Origin of the sequence: Rufibacter sp. XAAS-G3-1 (assembly GCF_013623775.1) — a bacterium.
Taxonomy (GTDB): Bacteria; Bacteroidota; Bacteroidia; order Cytophagales; family Hymenobacteraceae; genus Nibribacter.
Map to the genome: position 1 here is coordinate 96,189 of NZ_JABFAM010000015.1, position 24,824 is coordinate 121,012.

21 protein-coding genes and 1 other RNA gene are annotated in these 24,824 nt (G+C 50.2%); 4 read left to right on the plus strand and 18 right to left on the minus strand.

The features are described 5' to 3' along the window. Nucleotides 1–111 precede the first annotated feature (111 nt). From HHO50_RS16590 to HHO50_RS16605, 4 genes are all read right to left on the minus strand, one after another. Nucleotides 112–999, minus strand: coding sequence for a hypothetical protein (locus HHO50_RS16590; protein WP_181307553.1), 888 nt, complete (start codon nt 997–999; stop codon nt 112–114). Nucleotides 1,000–1,434: 435 nt separating this feature from the next. After that, nucleotides 1,435–1,807: a transfer-messenger RNA gene (ssrA, locus tag HHO50_RS16595) on the minus strand. Between the two features lie 129 nt (nt 1,808–1,936). Further along, complete coding sequence (locus HHO50_RS16600; protein WP_181307554.1) at nt 1,937–2,641, minus strand: YjjG family noncanonical pyrimidine nucleotidase; 705 nt, start codon at nt 2,639–2,641, stop codon at nt 1,937–1,939. A gap of 147 nt (nt 2,642–2,788) precedes the next feature. Continuing rightward, nucleotides 2,789–3,175 (minus strand): metalloregulator ArsR/SmtB family transcription factor, encoded by a 387-nt coding sequence (locus HHO50_RS16605; RefSeq protein WP_181307555.1) that lies wholly within the window; start codon nt 3,173–3,175, stop codon nt 2,789–2,791. Between the two features lie 82 nt (nt 3,176–3,257). On the opposite strand from HHO50_RS16605, the gene HHO50_RS16610 reads away from it, so the two are divergent. Then, the gene (locus HHO50_RS16610; protein ID WP_181307557.1) at nt 3,258–3,947 is read left to right on the plus strand and encodes a carboxypeptidase-like regulatory domain-containing protein; all 690 of its coding nucleotides are present in this window, start codon (nt 3,258–3,260) and stop codon (nt 3,945–3,947) included. Between the two features lie 546 nt (nt 3,948–4,493). Here the strand turns inward: HHO50_RS16610 and HHO50_RS16615 are convergent. The 12 genes from HHO50_RS16615 to HHO50_RS16670 all read right to left on the minus strand — a co-directional run bounded on the left by HHO50_RS16615 (nt 4,494) and on the right by HHO50_RS16670 (nt 19,597). Continuing rightward, nucleotides 4,494–6,824, minus strand: a complete 2,331-nt coding sequence (locus HHO50_RS16615; RefSeq protein ID WP_181307559.1) for a M1 family metallopeptidase — start codon at nt 6,822–6,824, stop codon at nt 4,494–4,496. Between the two features lie 77 nt (nt 6,825–6,901). After that, nucleotides 6,902–7,528, minus strand: coding sequence for a J domain-containing protein (locus tag HHO50_RS16620; protein WP_181307561.1), 627 nt, complete (start codon nt 7,526–7,528; stop codon nt 6,902–6,904). 49 nt (nt 7,529–7,577) lie between these two features. Next, complete coding sequence (locus HHO50_RS16625; RefSeq protein ID WP_181307563.1) at nt 7,578–8,180, minus strand: HupE/UreJ family protein; 603 nt, start codon at nt 8,178–8,180, stop codon at nt 7,578–7,580. A gap of 610 nt (nt 8,181–8,790) precedes the next feature. After that, a complete protein-coding gene (gene clpB / locus HHO50_RS16630) occupies nt 8,791–11,409 on the minus strand; it encodes an ATP-dependent chaperone ClpB (RefSeq protein WP_181307565.1) in 2,619 nt (872 codons plus the stop codon). A 308-nt stretch (nt 11,410–11,717) separates the two neighbouring features. Continuing rightward, nucleotides 11,718–12,257 carry a transposase gene (locus HHO50_RS16635; protein ID WP_181307567.1) on the minus strand — a complete coding sequence of 180 codons (540 nt, stop codon included), beginning with the start codon at nt 12,255–12,257 and terminating at the stop codon, nt 11,718–11,720. 195 nt (nt 12,258–12,452) lie between these two features. Further along, the gene (locus tag HHO50_RS16640) at nt 12,453–13,001 is read right to left on the minus strand and encodes a hypothetical protein (protein WP_181307569.1); all 549 of its coding nucleotides are present in this window, start codon (nt 12,999–13,001) and stop codon (nt 12,453–12,455) included. A gap of 198 nt (nt 13,002–13,199) precedes the next feature. Continuing rightward, entirely contained in the window at nt 13,200–13,994 is a 795-nt protein-coding gene (locus HHO50_RS16645) for a prohibitin family protein (protein WP_181307571.1), read from the minus strand. Then, entirely contained in the window at nt 13,991–14,182 is a 192-nt protein-coding gene (locus HHO50_RS16650; RefSeq protein WP_181307573.1) for a hypothetical protein, read from the minus strand. The genes HHO50_RS16645 and HHO50_RS16650 overlap by 4 nt, the downstream gene beginning before the upstream one ends. Before the next feature lie 327 nt (nt 14,183–14,509). Next, the gene (locus HHO50_RS16655) at nt 14,510–15,793 is read right to left on the minus strand and encodes an aminotransferase class V-fold PLP-dependent enzyme (protein WP_255478786.1); all 1,284 of its coding nucleotides are present in this window, start codon (nt 15,791–15,793) and stop codon (nt 14,510–14,512) included. Between the two features lie 175 nt (nt 15,794–15,968). Further along, nucleotides 15,969–16,646, minus strand: a complete 678-nt coding sequence (gene nfi, locus HHO50_RS16660; protein ID WP_181307574.1) for a deoxyribonuclease V — start codon at nt 16,644–16,646, stop codon at nt 15,969–15,971. 194 nt (nt 16,647–16,840) lie between these two features. Then, nucleotides 16,841–17,551 carry a hypothetical protein gene (locus tag HHO50_RS16665; RefSeq protein WP_181307576.1) on the minus strand — a complete coding sequence of 237 codons (711 nt, stop codon included), beginning with the start codon at nt 17,549–17,551 and terminating at the stop codon, nt 16,841–16,843. Between the two features lie 198 nt (nt 17,552–17,749). After that, nucleotides 17,750–19,597: a T9SS type A sorting domain-containing protein gene (locus HHO50_RS16670; RefSeq protein WP_181307578.1), complete on the minus strand. Its 1,848-nt coding sequence runs from the start codon at nt 19,595–19,597 to the stop codon at nt 17,750–17,752. A gap of 823 nt (nt 19,598–20,420) precedes the next feature. On the opposite strand from HHO50_RS16670, the gene HHO50_RS16675 reads away from it, so the two are divergent. The 3 genes from HHO50_RS16675 (at nt 20,421) to HHO50_RS16685 (ending at nt 23,989) form a co-directional block, all read left to right on the plus strand. Continuing rightward, a complete protein-coding gene (locus tag HHO50_RS16675) occupies nt 20,421–22,646 on the plus strand; it encodes an NADP-dependent isocitrate dehydrogenase (protein ID WP_181307580.1) in 2,226 nt (741 codons plus the stop codon). 322 nt (nt 22,647–22,968) lie between these two features. Beyond that, nucleotides 22,969–23,157, plus strand: a complete 189-nt coding sequence (locus tag HHO50_RS16680) for a hypothetical protein (RefSeq protein WP_181307582.1) — start codon at nt 22,969–22,971, stop codon at nt 23,155–23,157. Continuing rightward, nucleotides 23,114–23,989: a transposase gene (locus tag HHO50_RS16685; RefSeq protein ID WP_181307601.1), complete on the plus strand. Its 876-nt coding sequence runs from the start codon at nt 23,114–23,116 to the stop codon at nt 23,987–23,989. Before HHO50_RS16680 ends, HHO50_RS16685 begins: the two co-directional genes overlap by 44 nt. A 99-nt stretch (nt 23,990–24,088) precedes the next feature. On the opposite strand, the gene HHO50_RS16690 is transcribed toward HHO50_RS16685, so the two are convergent. Together HHO50_RS16690 and HHO50_RS16695 are read right to left on the minus strand one after the other, a co-directional pair. Further along, a complete protein-coding gene (locus HHO50_RS16690) occupies nt 24,089–24,475 on the minus strand; it encodes a type II toxin-antitoxin system VapC family toxin (protein ID WP_181307584.1) in 387 nt (128 codons plus the stop codon). Next, nucleotides 24,475–24,678: a DUF2281 domain-containing protein gene (locus tag HHO50_RS16695; RefSeq protein WP_181307586.1), complete on the minus strand. Its 204-nt coding sequence runs from the start codon at nt 24,676–24,678 to the stop codon at nt 24,475–24,477. The genes HHO50_RS16690 and HHO50_RS16695 overlap by 1 nt, the downstream gene beginning before the upstream one ends. Nucleotides 24,679–24,824: the final 146 nt, after the last annotated feature.

A 24,824-nucleotide genomic window follows, 5' to 3' on the forward strand; every position in this document is an offset into this window, starting at 1 on the left:
TTTTGGCATATAATAGAAGAATCATCTGTTCAATGATTTATTGTTGCCACACAAAAAGGGCTGGTGTATTACCAGCCCTTTTGTTTTAATAAGCACTTACATACAGAAAGCCTATGCACTAATACTTGATTGCTTCGCCAGATTATAAACTTGGGCGAAATCATTTCTGTGTAAATGGTTGAAGTGAATAACTCTTGGTAGTGGATTTTTCTCTTCGTTATCGAGAAGGTATTGTAAGAATGCCTTGTATTCATGCCTCAACCATGGGCTTAGACCTATTGAAGAAACATTATTCCTGTTGCAATACTGAAGAATCCCTTCAAATGTAAAATCCTTTATAATTTCGGCTTTAGGAAATAACTTTTTAACGTTCCTGGCCTCAATAGGTGGGCATCGCACGAAGAGTTTGTCCAATGACTCATAGTTATCCCAGATGCTTTTACGCTGAATAGTGATGTTTCTGCCCCCGAGCTTGAAGTTAGTGGGTGGTTCAACATTCTTGGTCACTCTCCAAACATAGCCAGCCTTATTCGTGGAAGAGAAAATCTTCGGGTCTATGTAATCTTTATCCGTTTGGTTCAACAAGGTTGAGGTAAACGGCATGTCCAGAAACAGCTTTTTCCAGCTTCTTCTATATTGTTTTGGAAAAGCAATGTGTAGAAAATCATTTTTAAGAATCGGTAATAGGCTACCGATACAGAAGTTCCCATTCATGGGAAAAGCACATCCACCTTCTTCCAAGCCATCTATCCCAGTTGCCATGCAAGAGATAGAAATTTCTAACTCTTTAAATAATGAAATTGCATTTGTCGACCACAAACCAACACACACTACATTTTTTGCGATTTTCAGGGGCTTCTTAAAAGCTACATCTACAAGAATAATGAGTTCAAATGGCAATTTATAATAGCATTCTTTTATCTCGGTCCCCGATGCGAAATAAACCAGTAAACGACTCTTTCCAGATAATGCGGATTTGAGTTTCATCTTATCAGTCATGTTCAATTCGGTAGAGCCTCTGTGCATAGATAGTTGGAGTTAGGTTGAAATATAAAAACTTCAAAATGATTTTTTAACATCATAAAGTTACGAATATTATGGATAAAATCCAAATTGTTAAACCTGTATAATAACACACAAGTCTATGCTAATATCCAACTGAGTGATATTTTTCAACAGATTTAGGAGCTTCTACAGATAGCTGTAAATCTGCTAATGATAGAGTAGTATGACAAAAGGATTAAGGAAAGCTCTTGTTTAAAAGTTCTGTTTAGCGCAGGGAATTAATAAGTATGAACGAAGAGAATTATGTGCCATTAAAAAAAACGCCCCATCAATAATACTGATGGGGCGTTTCAATTGGAAGATTGTTGTACAGTTTGTTGTGCAGCACAAGCCTAATGCATTGATAATCACTATCTTGCTATAGGTTTTTAGTGGAGATGCAGGGAGTCGAACCCTGGTCCAGACAAGGAAACTTGAGCGCTTTCTACATGTTTAGTCTTGGTTTGGTTTTCGTGTGGCTCCAGGCCCAAGCCTGGCCTATGAAGTCACCTTAGATGCTTTGGTTTCATGCAGACCCCACACCTTGGCCTGCACTAGATCGGCATTACGATGCCCCGTGACCAGCCCCCACCGAACCGAGGAGCTGCGGGACAATGGCAAAATGCTTAGTACCTAGACTAGGCAGCCATGGCGTAGTTAGACTCGCCAGATAATCGTCGGTCAATTCTGATTTACGGGAAAACTGCCAACTCCCGACATGCTTACACCCAGCTTGCTCAAGCTGTCAATTCCGGTCATCCCCAATGGTGTAAAAGAACTTCTTCGGCCTTTTACGGCCTAGGCCTGCAAAAGTAACCAAATAATAGACAAATCCTACGCTGCCGGAGTTCCCGTTTTCAGGCTGTTTTCCAAGAAACGGGCTTAAAACAGGTTATAAAAACGTTTTCAGTTCGCTGAGGCAATGCACCTCATACGTGGGGCGCAGACGCGGGCGCTTCTTCTCGGGGTTGAAAAACACCTGGTCAATACCGGCGTTCATGGCCCCCAGAACATCGGCCTCCAGGCTGTCGCCAATCATGAGGCTCTCCTGGGCGCTTACCCCGGCCCGTTCCAGCGCGTGCTGAAAAATGCGTTTGTCTGGCTTGGTGCAGTTGATGCACTCTGAGGTGATGATCTCTGAAAAATAAGCGTCTAGGTTGGCAGACCGCATCTTGATGTACTGCACGTCTTTGAACCCGTTGGTGATGATGTGCAGCACGTACTTCTCCTTCAGATAGCCTAAGACTTCGTGCGTGAAGGGGAACACCGCTGTTTTAGTGGGGCAGAGATCGGTAAAGGCTTTGCTGATGCCTTCGGGAATATCGGCGGGTGCCATGCCCAAACCGGTAAGGCATTTGGTAAACCGGTTCTGGCGGAGTTGCTGCTGCGTGATCTTGCCTTTGTGGTACAGATCCCACATGCGCTGGTTCACGAAACTGTATTTCTTGTAGAAGGAGTCGCGCGAGAAGTTACCCAGTTGGGCAAGGTTGTAATGGTCGTATAAATGATAGAGCGTCTCTTCTGAGTTCTTCTCGAAATCCCACAGGGTGTGGTCCAGGTCAAAGAACAAGTGACGGTACGTTTTGGGTTTTCTCATAAAAGTAGTGCTCCCGGTAAAGGAGGGAGCAGGGCAATGGTGTTAATGAAAACCATTTCAGGGAGGATTAGTTTCAATAAAGCAGGGAGGGGAAGCGAACTTTAACAGCTTTTTCCGCAAGGAAACCTCTATTGCATAATGTCTTTTCTACAAACCCGTGAAATGCCGCTGTTGCAGGCGGTTGATGGCCAGTTCACGGTTAGAGAAGAGCGTCTGGTACACTTCCTGGTCTTTGAGCAGAAGCGGGTCTTTCTCCAGGTACCCGAACATCTGCTGTAGAAAGTCCAGCATTTCATCTTTGATGTAATAAAACGCCCACTGGTCTTGTTTGCGGAAGGTGACCAAGCCGGTATTCTTTAGGTAGATGAGGTGGCGCGACGTTTTGGTTTGGGTAAAATCCAGCACCAATTCCAGATCGGCGATGCAGAGTTCTTTGTTGCGCATAAGCAGGTGGAGGACGCGTATGCGGGAGGCATCGCTCATGGCTTTAAATACTTGTTCCCCAAAACTAACGTTAAAATGTTTGAGCCTCATGGAGTATCTCTTCGTAAAATTTATTTAAAGCTCTTCGGCACAAAGTACTATAAAAAGCCTATACTTGTAAACGAACTGATCCATGACTACGCTATATTTCCCTTCCTCTCCTTTCTATCACCGCTTTGGGGCACTCTTGGGGCGCTTTCTGCTGGCAGTTTTATTTATAACGGGTATAGGTCTCACCTCGGCGCACGGCCAGGGAGCCCGCAAGGTCATTCAGTTGACGGGGGTGGTGACCGCCGGTGACAGCCTTTTAGGCATACCGGGGGCCAGCGTGTACATTCCCAAGGCGGGCCGGGGCACCAACACCAATGAATATGGTTTCTTCTCTTTGCCGGTACTGGCCGGAGACAGTGTGGTGTTCAGTTCCATTGGGTTTGCCAAACAGTCGGTGGTTATTCCAGAGCGCTTTGAGCGGGACAGTTACTCCATTATAATTGAGATGCTGGAAGACCCCACGGTGCTGCCAGAGGTACGGGTTTTCCCGTATGCCACCTTCCGCGACTTTACCCAGGCAGTACTGGCCATGAGGTCTCCGTTGGAGGATATTGACACCGAGAGTGCCATGAGCCAGCAGATACTGGACCAGATGTTCCGCAACACACCCATGGATGCCAACTCAAACCACCGCAATTACATGAACCTGCAAAACCAACAGCAAATGCGCAGGGGCGGCTATAATCCCGGGGCTACCAACCCGCTGCTAGATCCTATCAAGTGGTACCAGGTCATCAAAGCCATCAAGAACGGTGATTTAAAGAAGGAATAGAAACCCGCACCCAAAGAATCAAATGGAAAGAGGCTGTCCTGTGGTAGGGCAGCCTCTTTTGCTGTAACGGGTAGGTTAAAGAACTTCGGCAACGTTTTAAAGCAGGTTCTTTTCCTGTAACAATTTCCGTTTTGGGGGTATTTTTGGAAAAAGAGGCTTAAAACGAGCATGCACCGCTGTTACGCTTTTCCGTGTGAACGCAAGAACCTGCGGATGATCTGCAACGCGTCTCTCCTGTGGAGACAGGCTTCATTAAGAGCTTTGCTTCCAATCTTAGATAGTATCTGCGTTCAGGCTTCAGGGAAGTATTGGGATTATATTCTGTCATCCCGGAAGGATCTTGTGGACGAACTAGTATAGCTATTTTCAAATGCGACTGCCGCTCGCCACCAAGACCCTTCCGGGATGACAAAGGTGAAATTTAAACATGCTCTTAATTCTAAAAGAATATTTACGAAACAAAAAGCCTCTCCTTCTGTGAAAAGGGAGGCTTTTGTACAACCTGTTTTAAGCCTGTTTTCTGAAAGGAAGGCCGAAAACAGAAGGTTAGTTGCCTTGCGGACGCGTGGTGCCCTGGCGTTGCATCTGTTGTTGCAAAGGGTTGGGCGTAATGCCCCGCGGTTGCTCTTTGAACAGTTCAAAGCGGCTTGGCTGGGTACGCTGGGGGTACGAGTTGTTGTTCAGGTCGATGTCGGCGGTTTCCTGGAAGGGGTCTAGCATGAAGCTGGCCACCGGTTTCTCGGTCACGAAGACTTTGGTGATTTCCTTTTCATCATAGCGCCAGATCTCGGCCGGAATACGAACGATTTGGGTGGTGCCATCCTGGAACGCCATCTGCATGACCACCGGCATCACCAGGCCTCCGTTGTTGCGGATGCCTACTTCGTAGAAGTTGAGGCCTTTCTCCAGCAGGGCGCGCTCTTCTGGGGTAAGGGATTGCAGGTATTTTTGGTACTGCGCTTTGCTTTCCTGGGTCACGGCCAGCGGGTCATACGTGTTGTAGAAGTCGTTCAGATGCGGTCTTACTTCCAGCAGGGTCTTGGGGATGTCCTGCAGGTTGCGTTGCTGGGACAGGCTTTTAGGCGCGGCGTTGATTTCCTGGCGGCGTTTCGTGTTCTCCACCTCGGGGTTGCGGGTGTCTACGCTGTACCATTTCACGCCGGTCAGTTCCTGGTCTACGTGGTCGGTGGTGTAGAACCAGCCGCGCCAGAACCAGTCCAGGTCGGTGCCGCTGGCGTCTTCCATGGTTCTGAAGAAATCGGCGGGCATGGGGTGTTTGAAGGCCCAGCGGCGGCAATATTCCTTGAAGGCGTAGTCAAACAGTTGGCGGCCCATAACGGTCTCCCGCAGTATGTTCAAAGCGGTGGCCGGTTTGCCGTAGGCGTTGTTGCCTAGTTGGGTGATAGACTCAGAGTTGGTCATAATGGGCTGCTGCAGGCTTTTGTCCATCTTCATGTAGGTGACCATGTTGCGGGGCTCGCCGCGGCTAGACGGATAATCGCGCTGCCATTCCTGCTCGGTGAGAAACTGCACAAAGGTGTTCAGGCCTTCGTCCATCCAAGTCCACTGGCGCTCATCTGAGTTGATGATCATGGGGAAGAAATTGTGGCCCACTTCGTGGATAATCACCGAGATCATGCCGTATTTGGTGCGCTCCGTGTAAGAGCCATCGGCCTCTGGCCGACCTCCGTTGAACGAGATCATGGGGTACTCCATGCCGCCCACCGCGCCGTGTACTGAGATTGCCACCGGGTAGGGGTAGTCAATGGTGTATTTAGAATAGACTTTGAGCGTGTGCGCCACCACCTCGGTAGAATACTGGCCCCACAGCGGGTTGCCTTCTTTGGGGTAATAGCTCATGGCCAGCGTGTTTTTGCCCGCCACGTTCACGTTCATGGCATCCCAGATGAACTTGCGGGAACTGGCCCAGGCGAAGTCACGCACGTCTTTGGCCACAAACGTCCAGGTCTTTTTGCCTTTGGCCTTGTTTTTCTCGGCGCGCAGGGCTTCTTCCGGCGTCACAATCAAGACGGGTTTGCTTGCTTTCTGGGCTTGCGCCAAGCGGCTGCGTTGGGTGCTGGTCAAAACGTCCATGTTCTGGAGTTCGCCGGTGGAGGCGACTACGTGGTCAGCAGGTACGGTGAGGCTCACCTTGTAATCCCCAAACGGCAGGGCGAACTCGCCGGTACCCAGAAACTGCTTGTGCTGCCAACCATTTACATCGTCGTAGACGGCCATGCGGGGAAACCACTGCGCCATCTGGTACTCGTAGTTGCCGTCCTGGGGGAAGAACTCATAGCCGCCGCGACCGCCGTGCTTGCGTTGGTCGTTGATGTTGTTGAACCAGTCAATGCTGAACTTTACGCTCTGCTTGGGCTTGAGCGGCTGCGGCAAGTCAATGCGCATCATGGTGAAGTTGATGGTGTACGGCAGCGCTCTCCCGTTGGCGTCTTTCACCGACTTGATCTTGTATCCGCCGTCAAACGTCTGCTCCGCCAAGGCCTCGGCCACGCCGAAGGTAGGTCTGTCCGGCACTCTGCTGGTCTGGGTGAGACTGGTCATGGAGTTCTTCTCGAAGATGTTCTGGTCTAGCTGCACCCACAGGTAGACCAGAACGTCTGGCGAGAGGTTGGTATACGTGATGGTCTCAGAGCCGGTGAGGGTCTGGTTGTCATCGTTCAGTTCGGCTTTGATGTTATAGTCGGCGCGCTGTTGCCAGTAGTCATGCCCGGGCGCGCCCGAAGCGGTGCGGTAGGTGTTGGGCGTGGGTAGTTCCTGCGCCAGTTGCCTGAACTTGGATTTATCAATGTTTTCCTGCGCCAACACCGGTGCCGCCAAACTCAGGAGCAGCCCAGAGGCCAGTAAGAATTGTTTCATTAGGTACGGTTGTGTAGGTTGGATGGAGTGAAAAGCAAAATGGTTAATTCTGGGCAAAGAAAAAAACGGCTCAGAGGTTATTTAGGAGATACAGGCAGGTCTTCGCCAAAATGCTTCTTTATGTCTTGCCGGAACTCGCGCATCACCTGCATCATCTTTATGCCCATGGGTACCATAATGATGCCTAGCAGCACAGGCTTGAACTCGCCAAGGAATAGGAAAATAAACGGAATCAGGATAAAAGCGACGCCAGTCATCATGCCCAGCCCCAGCACCACGTAGCTGCTATAGCGGGCCAGAGCGTACCACCACTTCTGCTTCATGGCCAGGGTGCGTTGCACGTACGCCGCGTGGTCTTTCTCTTTCTGCCGCCGGGCGCGCTCCCTGGCCACGGCCGCCCAGGCCACGTATTCTTTGGGGTCTGTAGGCGGGTCATAGACAAACTCGTACTTTTCCCAATCGGTCTGGGGTTTGGGAGCGGGTGGGGGAGGCGGGATGTGCGCCGCGGCCGGTGCCGAGGCCAACTCCTGAAACCGCTGCAGGTACTCATACGCACTCTGTACGCGCAGAAACATGGCGTGCGCTTCCGGTTCCTGGTTGCGGTCTGGGTGGTATTGCAAGACCAACCGCCGGTAGGCGTGCCTTATCTGGGGCATTTCAGCGCCAAAAGGAACCCCTAACACCCGGTAAGACTCAGCCAGCATTTGATAAAGTGAAAAGTAGGCAGCGCTGCCGCCGTTTTAGGCCTCTTTTTTAGAAAATAGCCGAAAAATCCTGGTCTAGAATCAGCATGAGGGCAATGGCCCCCGCGGCGCTGCTAATCCCCAGCACCCAATCGCGCTTCTTGACAGAGAGAGAACGGGTTAGGAGCAAATGAAGTATCAGCACCAGCAAGACAATCAGCAATTGGCCAAGTTCAATCCCTAGGTTAAACGCAAGCAGCTCTAAAACGATGCTCTGTCCTTGCCCCAACAATGATTTCAGGTAATTGGAAAACCCCATGCCGTGGATTAGCCCGAAGACGGCGGCCAACAGATTGTTCCAAGACCACACCGCACTGCCTTTGGGCCGGGTGGTGTTTAGTTGCGTGAAATTATACAGACACGTGAGCAGAATAGTCACCGGAATGAGCAGCTCAATCAAAGCCGTATTGAACCGAATCATTTCCAGTGTGGAAAGGGCCAGCGTGATGGAATGCCCAATGGTAAAACTGGTGACCAACGCCAGAATGCGCCGCCACTCCCTGCCCGAATACACCGCGCACATGGCCAACACAAACACCATGTGGTCATAGGCCTGCAGGTTGAAAATATGGTGAAAGCCTACTTGAAGATAGGTGAAAAAGGTTGAAGCCACAGAAATAGGGATTACTGAGAACGAAATGGCAGCCAAGATTGTAAAATGCCGCCACTTTCACAACATAGAAGGCAATGCGTGGGGGAAGGGCAATGCGGGTAGGGACAGGTCGCGACCTGTCCCTACGTTATCTCAATTCTGTTTTGAGGCTGGTTTTAGGAAAGGAGGCTTAAAACCATTGTGCATGTAAGAAGTAACTGGGTTGGGTATTCAGGCTCGGGTCTGTGCTACTCCGTGCCCCGCGCTTTTACCACCCCGCCTTCGGGCACCCCTCCTAAAGTAGGAGGGGAGTTTTATGCCTGCCATCGCATACCGCCTGCTCCAAAGACCTTGTTGCGTTCGGAAGACCTGCGAGCGTCTGCGCCAATGCTGTTTCTATTACGCCAATCGGGAAATTGGCTGTTCGGTTCGTGCGTGGGGCGCTTCGCTACTTCTATGCACAGCATTTGCGAGGAATGAGGCAGAGCATGAATTTGCAGGAAGTGGCTTTTGGTTTTTAGCCTGTTTTCGGAAAATCTGCCCTGAAACGTAGTTGTAAGCGTACTAGAAGGACATAAAAAAAGGCACCGGAGAAATATCTCCGGTGCCTCCACTTCAACTTAAAACAAATTTATCTTCCTACTGGCAAATCAATGTCAATGTTGATGAACTTGATTTGGCCGTGGTGCAGCACCGCTTCCACCACCGCGTCTTTGCGAATGTCACCGGCCAGGATGGCTTTGGACAGCTCGTTCAGGATGCGGCGCTGTAGCACGCGCTTCAACGGACGGGCCCCGAACTGCGGATCGTAGCCTTCGCGGCCCAGGAAGTCCAGTACTTCGTCATTGGCTTCCAGACGGATGCCGCTTTCTTCCAGACGGTTCTGGATCTGGCGGAACTGGATGTCCACAATCTTCCGGATCTCGCGGGAGCTCAACGGACGGAACATGATCAGCTCGTCAATCCTATTGAGGAACTCAGGCCGAAGCGTTTTCTTCAGCACCTCAAACACCTCGTCACGGGTGCGCTCAATGGTTGGCTCTGGGTTAAGCTCGTCCAGCTCCTGGAAGTTCTCCTGGATGATGTGCGCACCAATGTTAGACGTCATGATGATGATGGTGTTCTTGAAGTTGGCCACCCGGCCTTTGTTATCGGTCAGGCGTCCATCATCCAGCACCTGCAACAGGATGTTGAACACATCTGGGTGTGCTTTCTCAATCTCATCTAACAAGATGACAGAGTACGGCTTCCGGCGCACGGCTTCGGTTAGCTGACCACCTTCATCGTAGCCCACGTAGCCCGGAGGCGCGCCCACCAGACGGCTCACCGCGTGGCGCTCCTGGTACTCACTCATGTCAATGCGCACCATGGCGTTCTCGTCGTTGAACAGGAAGTCAGCCAAGGCTTTGGCGAGCTCGGTTTTACCCACGCCCGTGGTGCCCAGGAAGATAAACGACCCGATGGGGCGTTTAGGGTCTTGCAACCCGGCCCGGCTCCGGCGCACAGCATCAGAAATGGCGGCAATCGCTTCTTCCTGCCCGGCCACGCGGCGGCCCAGTTCTTCTTCCAGGTGCAGCAGTTTTTCGCGGTCGCTTTGCAGCATTTTATTTACCGGCACGCCCGTCCATTTGGCTACCACCTCGGCAATGTCTTCAGAAGTTACTTCCTCCTGCAGCATGTGGTCACCGTCCTGCTGCTCCTGCACTTGCTGTTGCAGTTCTTTCAGCTTGGCTTCGGCTTCCTGGATTTTACCGTAGCGCAGCTCGGCTACACGGCCGTAATCCCCGGCCCGCTCGGCTTGCTCGGCCTCCAAACGGTATTGCTCAATGGCTTCTTTCTGTTTCTGGATGCCTTCAATGACCTGTTTCTCGCTCTGCCATTGAGCACGCAAGGTGTCCCGGACTTCGCTCAGGTCAGCAATTTCCTTGGAAAGCAGGTTCTCTTTTTCTTTGTCGTTCTCCCGGCGGATGGCTTCGCGCTCAATCTCCAGTTGCATGATTTTGCGCTGCACCTCGTCCAGTTCCACGGGCAAAGAGTCAATCTCAATGCGGAGTTTAGACGCGGCCTCGTCAATCAGGTCAATGGCTTTGTCTGGCAGGAAACGGTCAGAGATGTAGCGGCTGGACAATTCCACTGAAGCAATGATCGCGTCGTCTTTGATACGTACCCCGTGGTGCAGCTCGTATTTCTCTTTGATCCCGCGCAGGATGGAAATGGCATCCGGAATACTTGGTTCATCTACCGTTACCGCCTGGAACCGGCGCTCCATGGCCTTGTCTTTCTCAAAGTACTTCTGGTACTCTTTGAGCGTAGTCGCCCCGATGGCATGCAACTCACCCCGAGCCAAGGCTGGTTTAAGCAGGTTCGCGGCGTCCATGGCACTGTCGCCCCCGGCACCGGCGCCAATCAAGGTGTGGATCTCGTCAATGAACAGTACGATCTCGCCCTCAGAGTCCACCACTTCTTTGATGACGGCTTTCAGACGCTCCTCGAACTCCCCTTTGTATTTGGCACCGGCTACCAGCAGACCCATGTCCAGGCTCATGATGGTTTTGGACTTGAGGTTTTCGGGCACGTCACCAGACACGATGCGCTGGGCCAGACCTTCCACAATGGCGGTTTTACCCACGCCCGGCTCACCCAACAGAATCGGGTTGTTCTTGGTACGGCGGCTCAGAATTTGGAGCACGCGTCTGATTTCCTCGTCACGGCCGATCACCGGGTCAATTTTACCCAAGCGGGCCTGCTCGTTCAAGTCAATGGCGTAGCGCTTGAGGGAATTGTATTTCGCCTCGGCGTTTTGGTCGGTGACTTTAGAATCGCCGCGTAGTTCTTTGATGGCCGCTTTCAGGCCTTTCTCGGTGATGCCGGAATCCTTCATCAGCGTCGCCACTTTCTCGCGGCCCGCCAGCAAACCCAGCAGCAAGTGCTCAATGGCCACGTACTCATCCCCGAACTCCTTCAGGTAAGAGTTGGCCTTTTGCAACGCCGCCGCCGCGTCATTGGCAAGATAGGGGCTGCCGCCCGTCACCACGGGGTAGGCTTTCACGATCTCGTCCAGGCGCGTGTTGAATTGGTTGGCGTTCACGCCCAGTTTCTTCAGGTAGAAACCGGTCACGTTCTCGTCGGTTTGCAGAATACCCTTCAGCAAGTGCCCCGTCTCAATGGCCTGCTGCTGGTTGCCGCCGGCAATCTCGGTTGCCTTCTGCACGGCCTCCTGACTTTTGATGGTATAGTTGTTAAAGTTCATAGCTTTATATCGTCTGTGCGTCGTTTCTGTTTTTTCTACGACGATACTAGCAAAGGAGGTGCCGAGGCGTTTTAAGCCTGTTTTCCGGAAAATGTGGCAGAAACGGAAGGCTTCTATTTAACATAATGCGACATTGTGGCTGGTAGTGAGGCGGTTGGCGGATCATAGTTGTAGGAGATGCTCGCACTACTAGGTCTTTTGAGCAGGCGGTATGTTTGCTATTGTTTAGTTGTGCGTAGAGTTAGCGGCAGCGCTCTACGCACTCTCGGACAGCCAATCTCCAGATTGGCGTACTCTGTAAAATATTCTTAATCGATCAAAACTATTGGTACCAATCCTTTTAGACCAGCATAATCACGGGCACTGCTGTATAGGTAATGTTCAGGTTCTTCTACCCACCCCTCCTTCACAGGATTTTCATGGATGTACTGCAGTTTTTGATCAATGAAAGTATTACTACATAGCTCACTAGCATGGTAATTTTGTTGCCAGAACTGATAGTTGGTGTTCCGGCTGTTACTTTTGGCTGCAAAGACGAATTTATCCAATAGCCATTCTTTTCGGCTTTCAAGGCTGCTGCTTTCTATTTCCCGGATAATCTGTTGGGCAGTATATTTTTTAAAATCTCTGAGTACATCTGATAGATTAGTGGTTGCTGGGTCTCTGGCGGAAATGATGATGTGTAAGTGACTGCTCATCAAACACCAGGCATGCACTTGCAGCCCTTTGTGTTGGCAACAGAACCAAAGGCTTTTCACAACCATTTCCTTGTATCTGGCCCTGATGAAAACGTCTAACCAGAACACAACTGAGAAGGTGACAAAATACATCCCTTCAGGGTTTTGCATATGGTACGGCCTGGGTTGAAGGAGCATGGTTTGCGAGAATGATTTGGTTGCTTTACGTATGACGCCAATCTGGAGATTGGCTGTCCGGCAGTGCGTAGAGCGCTGCCGCTAACTCTACGCACAACAACAACAATAACAACAAGCCTGCTTAAAAGACCTCGTAGTGCGTGCAGCTCCTACGAGTGTCTGTGCCAGCTACCGCAGCTTCTGCAGCAAAAGATACAGCATGCCATAAATCTCCCTGAGCTCAGAAATGTCCAGAATAGCATCGTCTTTGTGGAAGGTAAGCACGGTTTCGGGGCCGGTTTCGTCGGCGTCATCGTGGAGCCTGAACTCGCAGGATTTATGCTTGAGCAGGAGTTGATGAAGAGTAGGGTCAGCGAGCAGGCTTTTTAGGGTGTCTGGTTGGTTCGTTTTAATGATGAAGGCATCGTCTATGTCCTGGTAACCCAATTCTATGTCTTCCATCCCGAAGAATTTCCCTAGTTCATCTATGAAGCCTTGTTCGTGCAGGGCAAACCTCAAGGAAACATGGCTGGGCACCGGTGCCATGAACGTGGTGGAAGAGATGCCGCCCTCAAAACCCCCGCCCAGGTCAATGTCGATGTCAAAATAGATGGGTTGTCCGGCCTGGGTTAACTGGGCGGAATAGTGCAGCAATTCTTTCTGGTTGGCCATGTCATAGGTTACCAGGTGCCAGAGTTCTTCTTCAGTGTCGGCGGAAAAGGATTTGATTGTTTCCATAATATTTTTAGTTGGAGAGGCCCAAAGCAAAAGCCCCGGCTACGCTAAAGGACGTAAGACCGGGGCTTTGGGTTAAGATGCTGAATTGGGAAAGGCTACTGGGCAAGTATGTGTTTCACCCCTGATTCTCATAAAACGGGTTTGAAACGCCCCTTAATTACAACTCAGGACTCAGAACTCAAGACTCAGAACTCCTTCCTACTCCATGTTCTTGAAGAAAACCGGCGAGTTGCCGTACAGCGGGGTAGAGCCGTTCCATTTCTCAATGAACTGCTGCTGGATGAGGAGCGGCGTCAGGGTCAGTTGGCGCAACTTGTTCGCCTCGGCCTCGGCCTGGGCTTCCACAATTTTCTTGCGGGCCTGGGCTTCGGCCACTTTTAACTCGTTTTCCACTTGCATGGCCTGCTGCACGGCGCGGTTCTTGAGGTTCACGGCCCGCACAATCTCCTCGGGGTACGACAGGCCGCTGGTCATCTGCTCCAGTTTGAAGCCGTCTTTCTGCAAGGCCTTGTCCAGGGTGTTCTGTACTTCGGTCTCAAACTGCTGGCGTTTGGAGATGATCTCCTCGGTGCTGTACTGGTTCAACTGAATCCGGAAGGCGTCTTTCACATAGTTGAGCAGGGTGGTTTGGGTGATCTCTTGGATGGTTTTGCGGTACTTTTTGAAAATCATGGGTGAAGCGCCCGGCTTTACATAGAACGAGATGGTGGGGTCTACCGTAAACACCGATCCGTCTTTGGCATTGACCGTGAAGGCGTCATAGTCAAACGTCTGGATGAAGGTGGGGAACTCGTACACCTCCTCAGTGAAGGGGTTGAACCACACGCGGCCCGTGACCAAAGAGACATCCTGCACGCCTTTGCCCGTGCCGTACAGTTTCACCAGCACGCCTTCATGGCCAGCGTCTACGCGGGTGCAGGACTGGGTGAGCGTCAGTCCGAACACGATGATCAATAGGGCACTTACAATACCCGTAATAACTCGGCGGTTCATCTGTTTTTGATTTTAGATAAGAGAAAACGAATAAAGAAATAATTCACGACGGCCAATAGCACAAAGAAGCCCACGCCCATGGCCACCGACGTGTCTGAGGGTGCTCTTAATAGTTGGGCAATCTCGGTGAAGAGTAGAATGTCTATGATTACCACTCCCAGCAACAAAAGTAAATAGACGATATTCATGGGTGTAGGATCACTTGTTTTAAGCTTCACTGCCAGGAAGATAAATCCCGGGAAGAATTATATATGCAATATCTACAATACTATTGGGTTTCAAAGGGTAAAACGTAAAAAGCTCAGTTAACCGGGTAACTGAGCTTTCCTAAGAGCTGCATCCTGGAAGAGGGACTTCATCACCTCCTTTGTCTGCATTTTGAAGAAAGTAGCCCTGAAATAGAGTTCGGGAAGGGGGGTACATAGAAAGGGGCTAACCAAAAAAAGAGCCTTTCTCTACCAGAGAAAGGCTCTTGGGGAATCAAAAAAACACCAGCAAATGATTTTGAGGGGGTATCAGGCTTTGGTTTGCAAATACGCTTCAATGGCCTGGTTCATGGTGTCAATCTCCTCTTTGGTATTGTAATAACAGTAGGAGGCCCTAAGGGCTTTGTCTACGTTAAGGTGCTTCATCAAGGGCTGTGAGGCAAGATTGCCGGCTTTCACCGCGATGCCCCACTCGTTGTTCAGGTATTTTTCCAAGTCTTTTACATCTACCCCGTCAATGGTGAAGGACACCACCGGTTCTTTCTCGGGCGCCGAGCCCAGAATATGCAGTCCCTTGATCTGGTTTAATTTCTCTAAACCGTATTCCAGCAGTTCCTGCTCATAGTCGGCAATGGCTTGCATGCCCAGGGCGTTATGGTAATCAATGACGGCCCCTAAGGCAATGATATCTGCGAAGGAGGTGGTGCCGGCCTCAAACTTTTTAGGCGGGGAGGAGTAGGTGGTCTTCTCAAACTCCACAGTTTCGGCCATCTCGCCGCCACCGTTATGCGGCGGGAGTTTCTCCAGCCAATCGGCTTTGCCGTACAAGACACCTACGCCGGTGGGGCCACTCATTTTATGCGCCGAGAACGTGTAGAAATCGCAATCCAGGTCTTGCATGTCAAGGGGCATGTGCGGAGCGGTTTGGGCGCCATCTACCAGAACCGGTACCCCTTTCCTGTGGGCCATAGCCGTGATTTTCTTGATGGGGTTGATGGTGCCCAATATCTGTGATGAATGTACCAAGCTTATGATTTTGGTGCGCTCAGAGATCATGTTCTCCAACGCGGCTAAGTCAAGTTCCCCGGTGGCGGTGATAGGCACTACTTTCACCACGGCTCCTGCGTCTTGCGCCGCCATCTGCCAGGGAACAATGTTGGCGTGATGCTCCATGAGGGTGGTGATGATTTCATCGCCTTCTTGTAGCAAACCGCGCGCAAAGCCCGAGGCCACTACGTTGATGGCTTCGGTGCAGCCCCGCACAAAGACAATCTCCTTGCTGTCTTTGGCTTTGATCAGGTCTGCCACCTTTTGGCGGGTTTCTTCCAGCATCTCGGTGGCATTCTTGCTGTCGGTATGCTGTTCATTGGGTTTGCCGTACTCATTGGCGTAGAAGTCACTAAGGCGGTCTATCAGCACTTGCGGCTTTTGCCCGCTGGCGGCGCTATCTAAGTAGATAAAAGGTTTGCCGTTCAACTTCTGCTGGAGCATAGGGAAATCCTGCCGTACGCGCTGCACATCAAAAGAGGGCTTCTTCAAGGCTTGGGCTGCTTCTTTCACTTTCTCTTTTACTTCCAGATTTGGGTGACACAAAGATTTCTGGTGATCAGCAAAAGGATTCAACCTCGTGCTAACCCTGCAAATATACTACTACACCTAGGCTGGGTTTGTTTTTGAGAGCAGAAATGGTGGTTTCCGAGCAGATACAGGTCTTCACGTTAAGGGTACGTGTTTTCCCCGTGGTGGCGAATCCCTTGGAAGCGTTAACTCAAACCACTTCTTTCTTGTACACCTCGGCGTAATGGTCTGCCAAACGGGTGGGTTCCGGCAGTTTGTGTTTGATGGCGGTCTGTAAGGCGACGGCGGTGGCCGATCCCAGATCCATGAGGTGCCCCGGCGAGACAAACACTGGTTTCACCTTGTCTTTAGTCCTGACCACATCCCCGATGTGCTCGCCGCGGTGGGTGAGGGGCGTGATGCTGCCTTTTCCCATTGCGGGTTCCTCGTGTCTGCCCGTGAGTACTTTCTTGGCCACGCCCATGGTAGGTTTGTTCAGCGACACGCCCAACTGGCTCGCGATTCCCAATCGGCGCGGGTGCGCGATGCCGTGCCCGTCAACCATGATCAGGTCTGGGATGTGTTGCAGTTTCTGGTACGCTTTCACCAGATTGGGCGCTTCGCGGAAGGCCAGAAAACCGGGGATGTACGGCAACTCCACGGGTGCGTAATGCCACACGCTTTCCACCAGCTGCAGCTCCGGAAAAGACAGCACCACAAATACCGACAGGATATTCTCTCCGATGAACGAAGAATCACAACCGGCCAGCAGTTTCAAATCGAAATCGGGTTTCTGGAGCACCACCTGCTGACGCATTTCTTCTTGTTGCGCCGTCAAGGTTTTGACAAGCTGCGGATCGGGTGGGGGAAGCTGTTGGTACCAGGCCATTTTGGGAAGTTCTGAGTCTTGAGTGCTGAGTTCTGCGTTTTGGGCTTCTTTTTAGGAAAACGGGCCGGAAACAGGGATTGAGGTTCTTCTTACGGTTGTTTTAGCCAAGAAGATATTTCTGCGGCCGGCGTACGCATCTCAACCTGTTTTCCAGGGCGCGCATTCTATCGAGCTGCGCGATACGTGCTACTGCTTCAGGCACTGCACGGCACCGTCAAATCAATGAACAGCACCCGCCAGTTTCCCTTTATTCGCCCGAAGTGGAACTTAAAGCCGCTCTTGGTATGCAGCACCGTCTTGTTGACCAGCAACTGGGTCTGTGCTGCATTGTTCTCTTCCTGCGTAGACAGACCGGCAAATTTGGGTGCCTCGCTCTCCCTGAAAGCCACTGCGTCTGCCACAAAACACCCCCTACGGGCAAAGTTGTCGTCGTCGCCCTGGCAGGTGAGAGTTGGTAAGGTCTGTACCGCTTCCAAATCGCAGTTTCTGAATATCCCCTTGGTGATGGAAAAAGCCCGCTCCTGGGTATGGGGGTGCTCATACCTGCTGATGTCTTTGAGATAAGTGAAACGGGGCACCGCTCCTGGCGCGTCAATGATGTATAAGCCTGTTTTGGGGTCTATACAGCTGTTGAATTCCTTGGTGTCTTGCTGCTCTGCGGTTCGCTTAAATTTTTCAAAAAACACCTCAAAATCAGGAGTGGTGCCTACCGTTGGCTTTCGTACAACCTCGTCTTGCACGGCATTCAATGTGTCTTTCGCCAGTACATCGGCTTGCCGGTGTTCTTTGCTTGGGTGGACTGTTCCCGTCTCCTCTTTTAAAGAGGCGTTATTCTGAGAAGAATTAGGTTGGCAACTCGCCAGCAGGAGTAAGGTTAAGCACAGAATGTTTTTCAATGTCTTCATCTCCCTGTATACGAGTTTCCGCCTCCTGGCTAATGTAGCAGGCATTGGGTTTGCTGCCTGCTTCGGCAGCTATTGCTTTCCTCTTTTGTATAAGCAGTAACAACAGCAAAAGGGTGCCCGCTCAGTGAGAGCGGGCACCCTTTTGCTGTTGTTGGGGAAGCATGTCAATCGTGATGCTTTGCTAAGCGGCTTCTGGTCTTATTGTTTAAAAAACTTGCTAACAGCTTTATCAGATTTTACCAGGTAAAGACCGCTTGCTAACTCCCGTACCGATAGTTGAACGGACGTCTGGTTTTTAGGCAACACTACCGTTTTTACCAAGCTACCAGCAGTATTCAAGATATAGAACGTTTGGTCAGCTTCTGAGCTAGCAGATGGTTTGATGGTCAAATCATCTGTAGTGGGGTTAGGGTAGGTAGAGAGCGCACTAGAAGAGGTGGTGCCCGTATAGGTTAGGTAAATAGTTTTAGATACCTCAGATTCACCGTCGAAGTCGTGCTGGGTTAAGCGGTAGTAATTGGTGCCTGCTTTAGGTGCACGATCAAGGAAGGAGTGCTTTAGAAGCGTTGCACTGTTACCGGCTCCTTTTACCTCACCAATGGCTTCAAAAGTCTTGCCATCAAAGCTGCGTTCCACCACAAACCGCTCATTGTTGATTTCTGAGGCAGTAGACCATTCCAGTTTGGCGCCATCTCCCATCTTTTTCACCTCAAAAGACACCAAGGTGACAGGTAGTGGGGTAGGGTCAATGCCGCTTTGAGAAGTAAAATCTACTTTGGAGACAGGCAAGCTAATATTTCGCCAAGAGATATCTGAAATTGCGATTTCTTGCTGACCTAGATAGATTCCATTTGGTACGCTGTTTGAAAAATGTATTTCTACTCTGTTAACAGCTTCAGGGAAAGTAACAGTTATGTCCGCCTCATCAGAGTAGGGTTGTATCTCATATGGATTGTAACCTCCTGGGCTCATATCTTCCGGATCTGTCATGCTTCTAAGAATGACCTCATTGCCAACTGTCACAAATTCATTAGAAGAGGTCACTTGTACATGCTGTTTCTTTGGATAAATGGGAGTTCCCTCTAAACCATAGGCAACAACTTTAACAACGTCACGATTACTAGTTGGTGTCTCATCTACATCATGCAAAGTAAAGGAAAGGCCTACTACAGGTTTGTCCAAGTTAAGTGAAGTAGTAGTGAATTTGTTAATAGTTGTATTGTCGAAGAATTGCTGCCCTAATGAGAAAGTTCTCTTGGCTTGGAACTCGGGCGTTACCCGTTGCTTGTACATATCCATTCTGTCAGCCTGGAATTTGCCCCACTGCATTTTTACGCCATCTTGTTCATAGAAAGTACTGGTGTTTTTATTTCCGGCTACCGTAAAAGGCTCTTCATCTTGACTTCTAGATGCCCAGCTGAAAGTGGATATGGCGGCCGATGTAGTTGAAGCAGAAGTGCTGGAAGTTATACTTTGGCTTGTCTCTCCATAAGGTACTCCTGTAACAGTAATATCATCTATGGCATAAGTAGTGGAAGAATCAGTCGATTCATAAGTCCAACGTAGTTTAACAGATCCTTTGTTAAAGCATGTTGGTAATGATACCCCCACTAAGTCTGTGGTTAGAGCAGCCCAGTCTTTTTTACTGGTATTGTTTACTGGAGACCAATAACCCTTTACGTCTGCCCAGCCTTCTACTGGAACATAACTTCCTCCGTTAAAGCTATATTCTAGCTTTATAGATGGGTTGCCTGCTTTAATACCACCCCAGCTTACTTTGATATCTGTGTATCCGCCAGTGGAAAATTCTCCTAATTCAAGGGTGTAGGTGCCTGCCGTAGCCGGCGTAGACAAGTAGGTTCCTCTGGATGCTTTGCTGTAAGAGCTAGCGTTCAATGGGGTATTCCCACTTTGCCAGTTGTAGGTCATATTAGTGACCGTGCCTGAGAAATTTTCATGGTAGATGGTGGTTCTTTGTCCATACACCTCTACCTGCAGTAGTGTGAGCACCACGCAAACAATGAGCGTGTGTAAAATTGACTTCATAAAAGGAAATATAAATTTTTGGGTTTAGGTATGGGTCGGCTGGAGGGCGGGTTTTATATGATAGAATGTTATATTAATCGTTGGTATAATGATGAAAAGTAATCCTTAGTGTTTAAAATATGCACAAATTTATATTTATTTTTGTAATCGTGCAACTATTTAACCCGTATACACGTACCAAGGTGGTTGTATAATTTAACTATTCATAAAAATAATTATAATTTTTAAACTTAATGTGTCTTGTTAATTATATTGTATATTGAATAGTTATATTTTAAGTAGTTAAAATTATTTTTAAGTAATGAATGGTGATTAGGCATGATAGGGTGTATGGCATGATTTATATGTCCTTCGTCTTCGAAAAGGTTGAACAAAAAAGCAGAGAGTATGCAAGCCGTTTCTCTGAAGAATCAGTACAGGTTTACCTTGTTGAAAAAGAATGTGTTATGTATGGAATGTTTGCCTTGGGTCATGAGCAGAAGTCAGGTGATGGTTGATTAAGGCTTATGCCCCAAAACATGTGTAGAAGGATTTTGAGAGTAGTAAGAATTCCATAAGAAAATATAGAAGGAGAATATTTAACTAAGCAGCTTCTGAAATCTTAGCCGTTTAAGCGAAGCTAAATCCTATGTTCTAGCTAATCTCAATGTCTGGATGCCCGTAGGTGGAAAGGACAGGGACTGCGCCGTGCTTCGGGGTAGCCTATATGAAAAAGACGCTTATATTTGCTAGGGGAACCCGCCTTTTAGGAGAGGTGCCCAAACCAGAGGTCGTTCTACGTTTGAATGACTACTGGCCGTATTTTTTTAACCAAAAGAACAACATGACAAAAACCGCGAAAATCATTTATACCATCACCGATGAGGCCCCGGCGCTGGCCACCCAGTCTTTCCTGCCTATTGTGAAAGCCTTTACCAAAGCGGCCGGTATTGAGGTAGAAACCAGAGACATTTCTTTGGCAGGCCGTATTTTGGCTACTTTTCCAGAAAACCTGTCAGAAGACCAGAAGCAGAGCGATGACCTGGCAGAATTAGGCGATTTAGCCAAAACGCCGGAGGCCAACATCATCAAATTACCCAACATCTCGGCCTCCATTCCGCAGCTGACGTCGGCTATCAAAGAGTTGCAGGCGCAGGGTTACAACATCCCAGATTATCCGGCAGATCCACAAAACGAGGCCGAAAAAGAAATCAAAATCCGCTACGGTAAAGTGCTGGGCAGCGCCGTGAACCCGGTGTTGCGCGAGGGAAACTCAGACCGCCGCGTGGCCGACGCCGTGAAACAGTACGCCCGCAAGAATCCGCATTCCATGGGTGCCTGGTCTTCCGATTCAAAGTCACACGTAGCGCACATGCAGGAAGGCGACTTCTACGGCACCGAGCAGTCGGTGGTAATGGAGCAGGCCGGTGACGTGAAAATTGAGTTTGTAGCCGCTGATGGAACCACTACCACGCTCAAAGAGAAACTGGCCCTCAAAGCCGGCGAAGTGATTGACGCTTCCGTGATGAGCAAAAAAGCGCTGCGGGCATTCTATGAGAAAGAAATCGCTGATGCAAAAGCATCAGGTGTTTTGCTTTCCTTGCACCTGAAAGCGACCATGATGAAAGTGTCTGACCCAATTATGTTCGGGCACGCGGTCACCGTTTTCTTCAAAGACGTGTTTGAGAAACACGCCGCCATTTTCAAAGAAATAGGTGTTGACCCTAACAACGGCTTGGGCGATCTGTACAACAAAATGCAGAAACTGCCCGAAGACCAGAGAGCCGCCATCGAAGCCGATATCCAGACGGTGTACCAGAACAGCCCGGCGCTGGCCATGGTAGATTCTGACAAAGGCATCACCAACCTGCACTTCCCTAATGATGTGATCATTGACGCGTCTATGCCAGCGGCTATCCGTACCTCGGGCAAGATGTGGGGCACCGACGGCAAGCTGCACGACACCAAATACATGATTCCAGACCGCAACTACGCGGGCATCTACCAGGAGGTCATTGACTTCTGTAAGCAAAATGGAGCCTTCGATCCCAAGACCATGGGCACCGTGCCCAACATTGGCTTGATGGCGCAGAAAGCCGAAGAATACGGTTCGCACGACAAGACGTTCCAAATCACCGGCACCGGCACCGTGCGCGTAGTGGATGCCTCGGGAAATGCGTTGATGGAACATAAAGTAGAGGAAGGCGATATCTGGCGGATGTGCCAGACCAAAGACTTGCCAATTCAGGACTGGGTGAAGCTGGCCGTGACCAGAGCCCGCATTACCGGGGCTCCGGCGGTGTTCTGGTTAGACCCGCAGCGTGCGCATGACGCCAACCTCATTAAAAAGGTAGAACGTTATTTGCAGGATCACGACACCAACGGGCTGGACATCAGAATTATGTCTCCGGTGGAAGCCATGCGTTTCTCCTGCGAGCGCGCCGTGGCCGGACAGGACACCATCTCGGTGACCGGTAACGTACTCCGGGATTATCTGACGGATTTGTTCCCGATTATAGAATTAGGTACCAGCGCCAAGATGCTTTCCATTGTTCCGTTGCTGGACGGCGGCGGGCTGTTTGAAACCGGTGCCGGCGGATCTGCCCCTAAGCACGTGCAGCAATTCGCTGAGGAGAACTACCTGCGTTGGGATTCTCTGGGTGAGTTCCTAGCCTTGGCGGTTTCTCTGGAAGATCTGGCCTACAAAACCAAAAACGAGAAAGCGGAAGTGCTAGCCGAAACCCTGAACCAGGCCAACGCCGAGTTCCTGGAGAAAGACAAATCCCCTTCCCGCAAAGTAGGCGGTATTGACAACCGCGGCAGCCACTTCTACCTGGCGCTTTACTGGGCACAGGCTTTAGCGGAACAAACCAAAAACGAGGAATTGAAAGCCCGTTTCTCTGACCTCGCCCAAAGCTTAACCGAGAACGAAGAGAAGATTGTACAGGAGCAAATTGCCGAGCAAGGCAAACCCGTAGAAATGGGCGGTTACTTCCACCCAGACTTCGCGAAGGTCGCCGAAGCCATGCGGCCCAGCGCTACGTTGAATAGCTTTATTGATCAGTTCTAAGAGGAACTGTTTTTAACTGAAAGGGCCGCCTGAGAGAATCTCAGGCGGCCCTTTTGTTGTTGTACAGCTAACCTTTAGATTGCCCTGATATAAATTTTCCCACAACCACAGTTCTTTATTACCAGCCACAGGTTTAACTTCACTGTAGCTGAAGGGGCAGCCAGGGCACTACTCGCTAACCAGGCGAAAAATCAACCTACAGACCGATTCAGTCTGGCTGCCTTATTTGTAAACCCGCAGGCAAGGGTCATATAGATTTTTGGGACTTGAGGGCCCATGATAAAGGTTTCGATCCGCCGTCTGCACAACCTGATGAAAAGATATGGAAAAGCCTACCCATTCCCAAGCGCCCGCCTTCATCCTGGGCGTCGATGTGAGCAAGGACAGCCTGGATATTTGCCTGCTGGATAGCGGCGGCGGAAGAGAGCTGAGCCACAAAACCAAACAACCCCTCGGGCTTCAGGCGCCTGAAGGCCTGGCCCAGGCAGCACGGCTGCGAGGCGGGGCCTGAGACCCTCTGCTGTCTGGAGCACACGGGCCTCTACACCAGGCAACTGGTGCATTACCTGTTGGCCAGAGAGGTCAGGGTATGGATGGAGAGCGCCCTGCAGATAAAGAGGAGCATCGGCATGGTCAGGGGAAAGGACGACAAGGTGGACGCGCAGCGGATCGCCCGCTATGCCCTGCTGCACCAAAGTCAGGCAAAGTGCGTGAATCTCTCCGGGGTGACGCTGGAGCGGCTCAAGGACCTGCAAGCCAACAGGTCGAGGCTGCAGAAGGCGCTGCAGAGCATCAAGGTCACCATAAAGGAACTGCTGGCGGTAGACCTAATCTCCGGCAAGACGCTGGGGCAGGTGAACAAGAAAGCCGTCCAGGGACTGGAGAAGAGCATGGAGCAGGTGGAGGAGAAGATGCAGGAGTTCATCGCCAAGGACGATGCCCTGAAGGGTAAGTATGACCTGCTTACCTCAGTGAAGGGTGTGGGCAAGGTGCTTGCCGTCTCGCTGCTGGTCTACACCCAAGGCTTTACCAGGATGGATGACGGCAGGAAGCTGGCCTGCTACTGCGGGGTGGCCCCCTTCGAATACCGCAGCGGAACGAGCGTCATGGCCAAGGCGGGTGTCTCCAAGTTCGCCAACAAAAACCTCAAGCAGGTGCTGCACATGGCCGCCCTCAACAGCGTGCGCTACAACCAGGAGATGAAGGCGTATTTCGACAGGAAAGTGGCGGAGGGCAAGAGCAAGATGAGCGTTCTGAACGCGGTCAGGAACAAGCTCCTCCACCAGATCGTGGCGGTTATAAAGAGAGGCACCCCCTATGAGATCAGATTGGATAAAATTTAGCGCAGAGTGCTTGTTTTACTCATAGATTTCGGCCTCGTGTAAAAAGTGTGCAAGGCCGTCGGCCGAAGTATGATGTTTACACAATGTTAGCGGTAGGCTTTATTCCCACATTATCTTGACGCGGTACTTTTTAAAGTTTTCGTCCTTTGTTAGGACGGTTAGTTTGTCCGTTATACCCTGCGAGATAATAATCCTGTCGAAAGGGTCGCGGTGATGGTATTTTAGGTTTAGCAACTTCTGCAAGTGCTCGAAGGTGATAGGCAGAATGTCGATTTCGTTGGCGGACAGAAAATCAGCCAATTTATTGAAGTCCGATTTGAGTTCAAGCTTACCCAGGCTTGTCTTGATAGCTATTTCCCAGAGGCTAGCGATGCTGAGGAAGCATTTGTTTCTGACATCCTTAATTTCATTTTTGACTTTACAAGGCAGTGAGTCGTCACCGTTGATGAACCAAATGAAGGCGTGCGTGTCGAGTAGGAGTTCCATTACATGTATTCCTTGAAATCGTCAAGCGGTTCGTCAAAGTCGGGGGACATCTTGAAGAAACCTTTGGCGCATCCGAACTGCCGCTCCTTGATTTTTTTCTTTGCCTTGGATTTATGCTTTAGGAACTCAACGAAATCCGATACTTCTTTTTTCAGCTCATTCGGCAAGGAGGAAATCTGGCTATATAATTGAATGTCTGTCATAATGGTCTTTTTGTAAAAATACGCAATTCAGCCAAACTAGATATAATTTTTGAGCTTACCGCCAACCTTTAGATTAGCGCAGTTTCATTTTTCCAATAGTTCTACTTCTTATTTGTCAGGTATAGGATTAACTTACTGTACTTGAA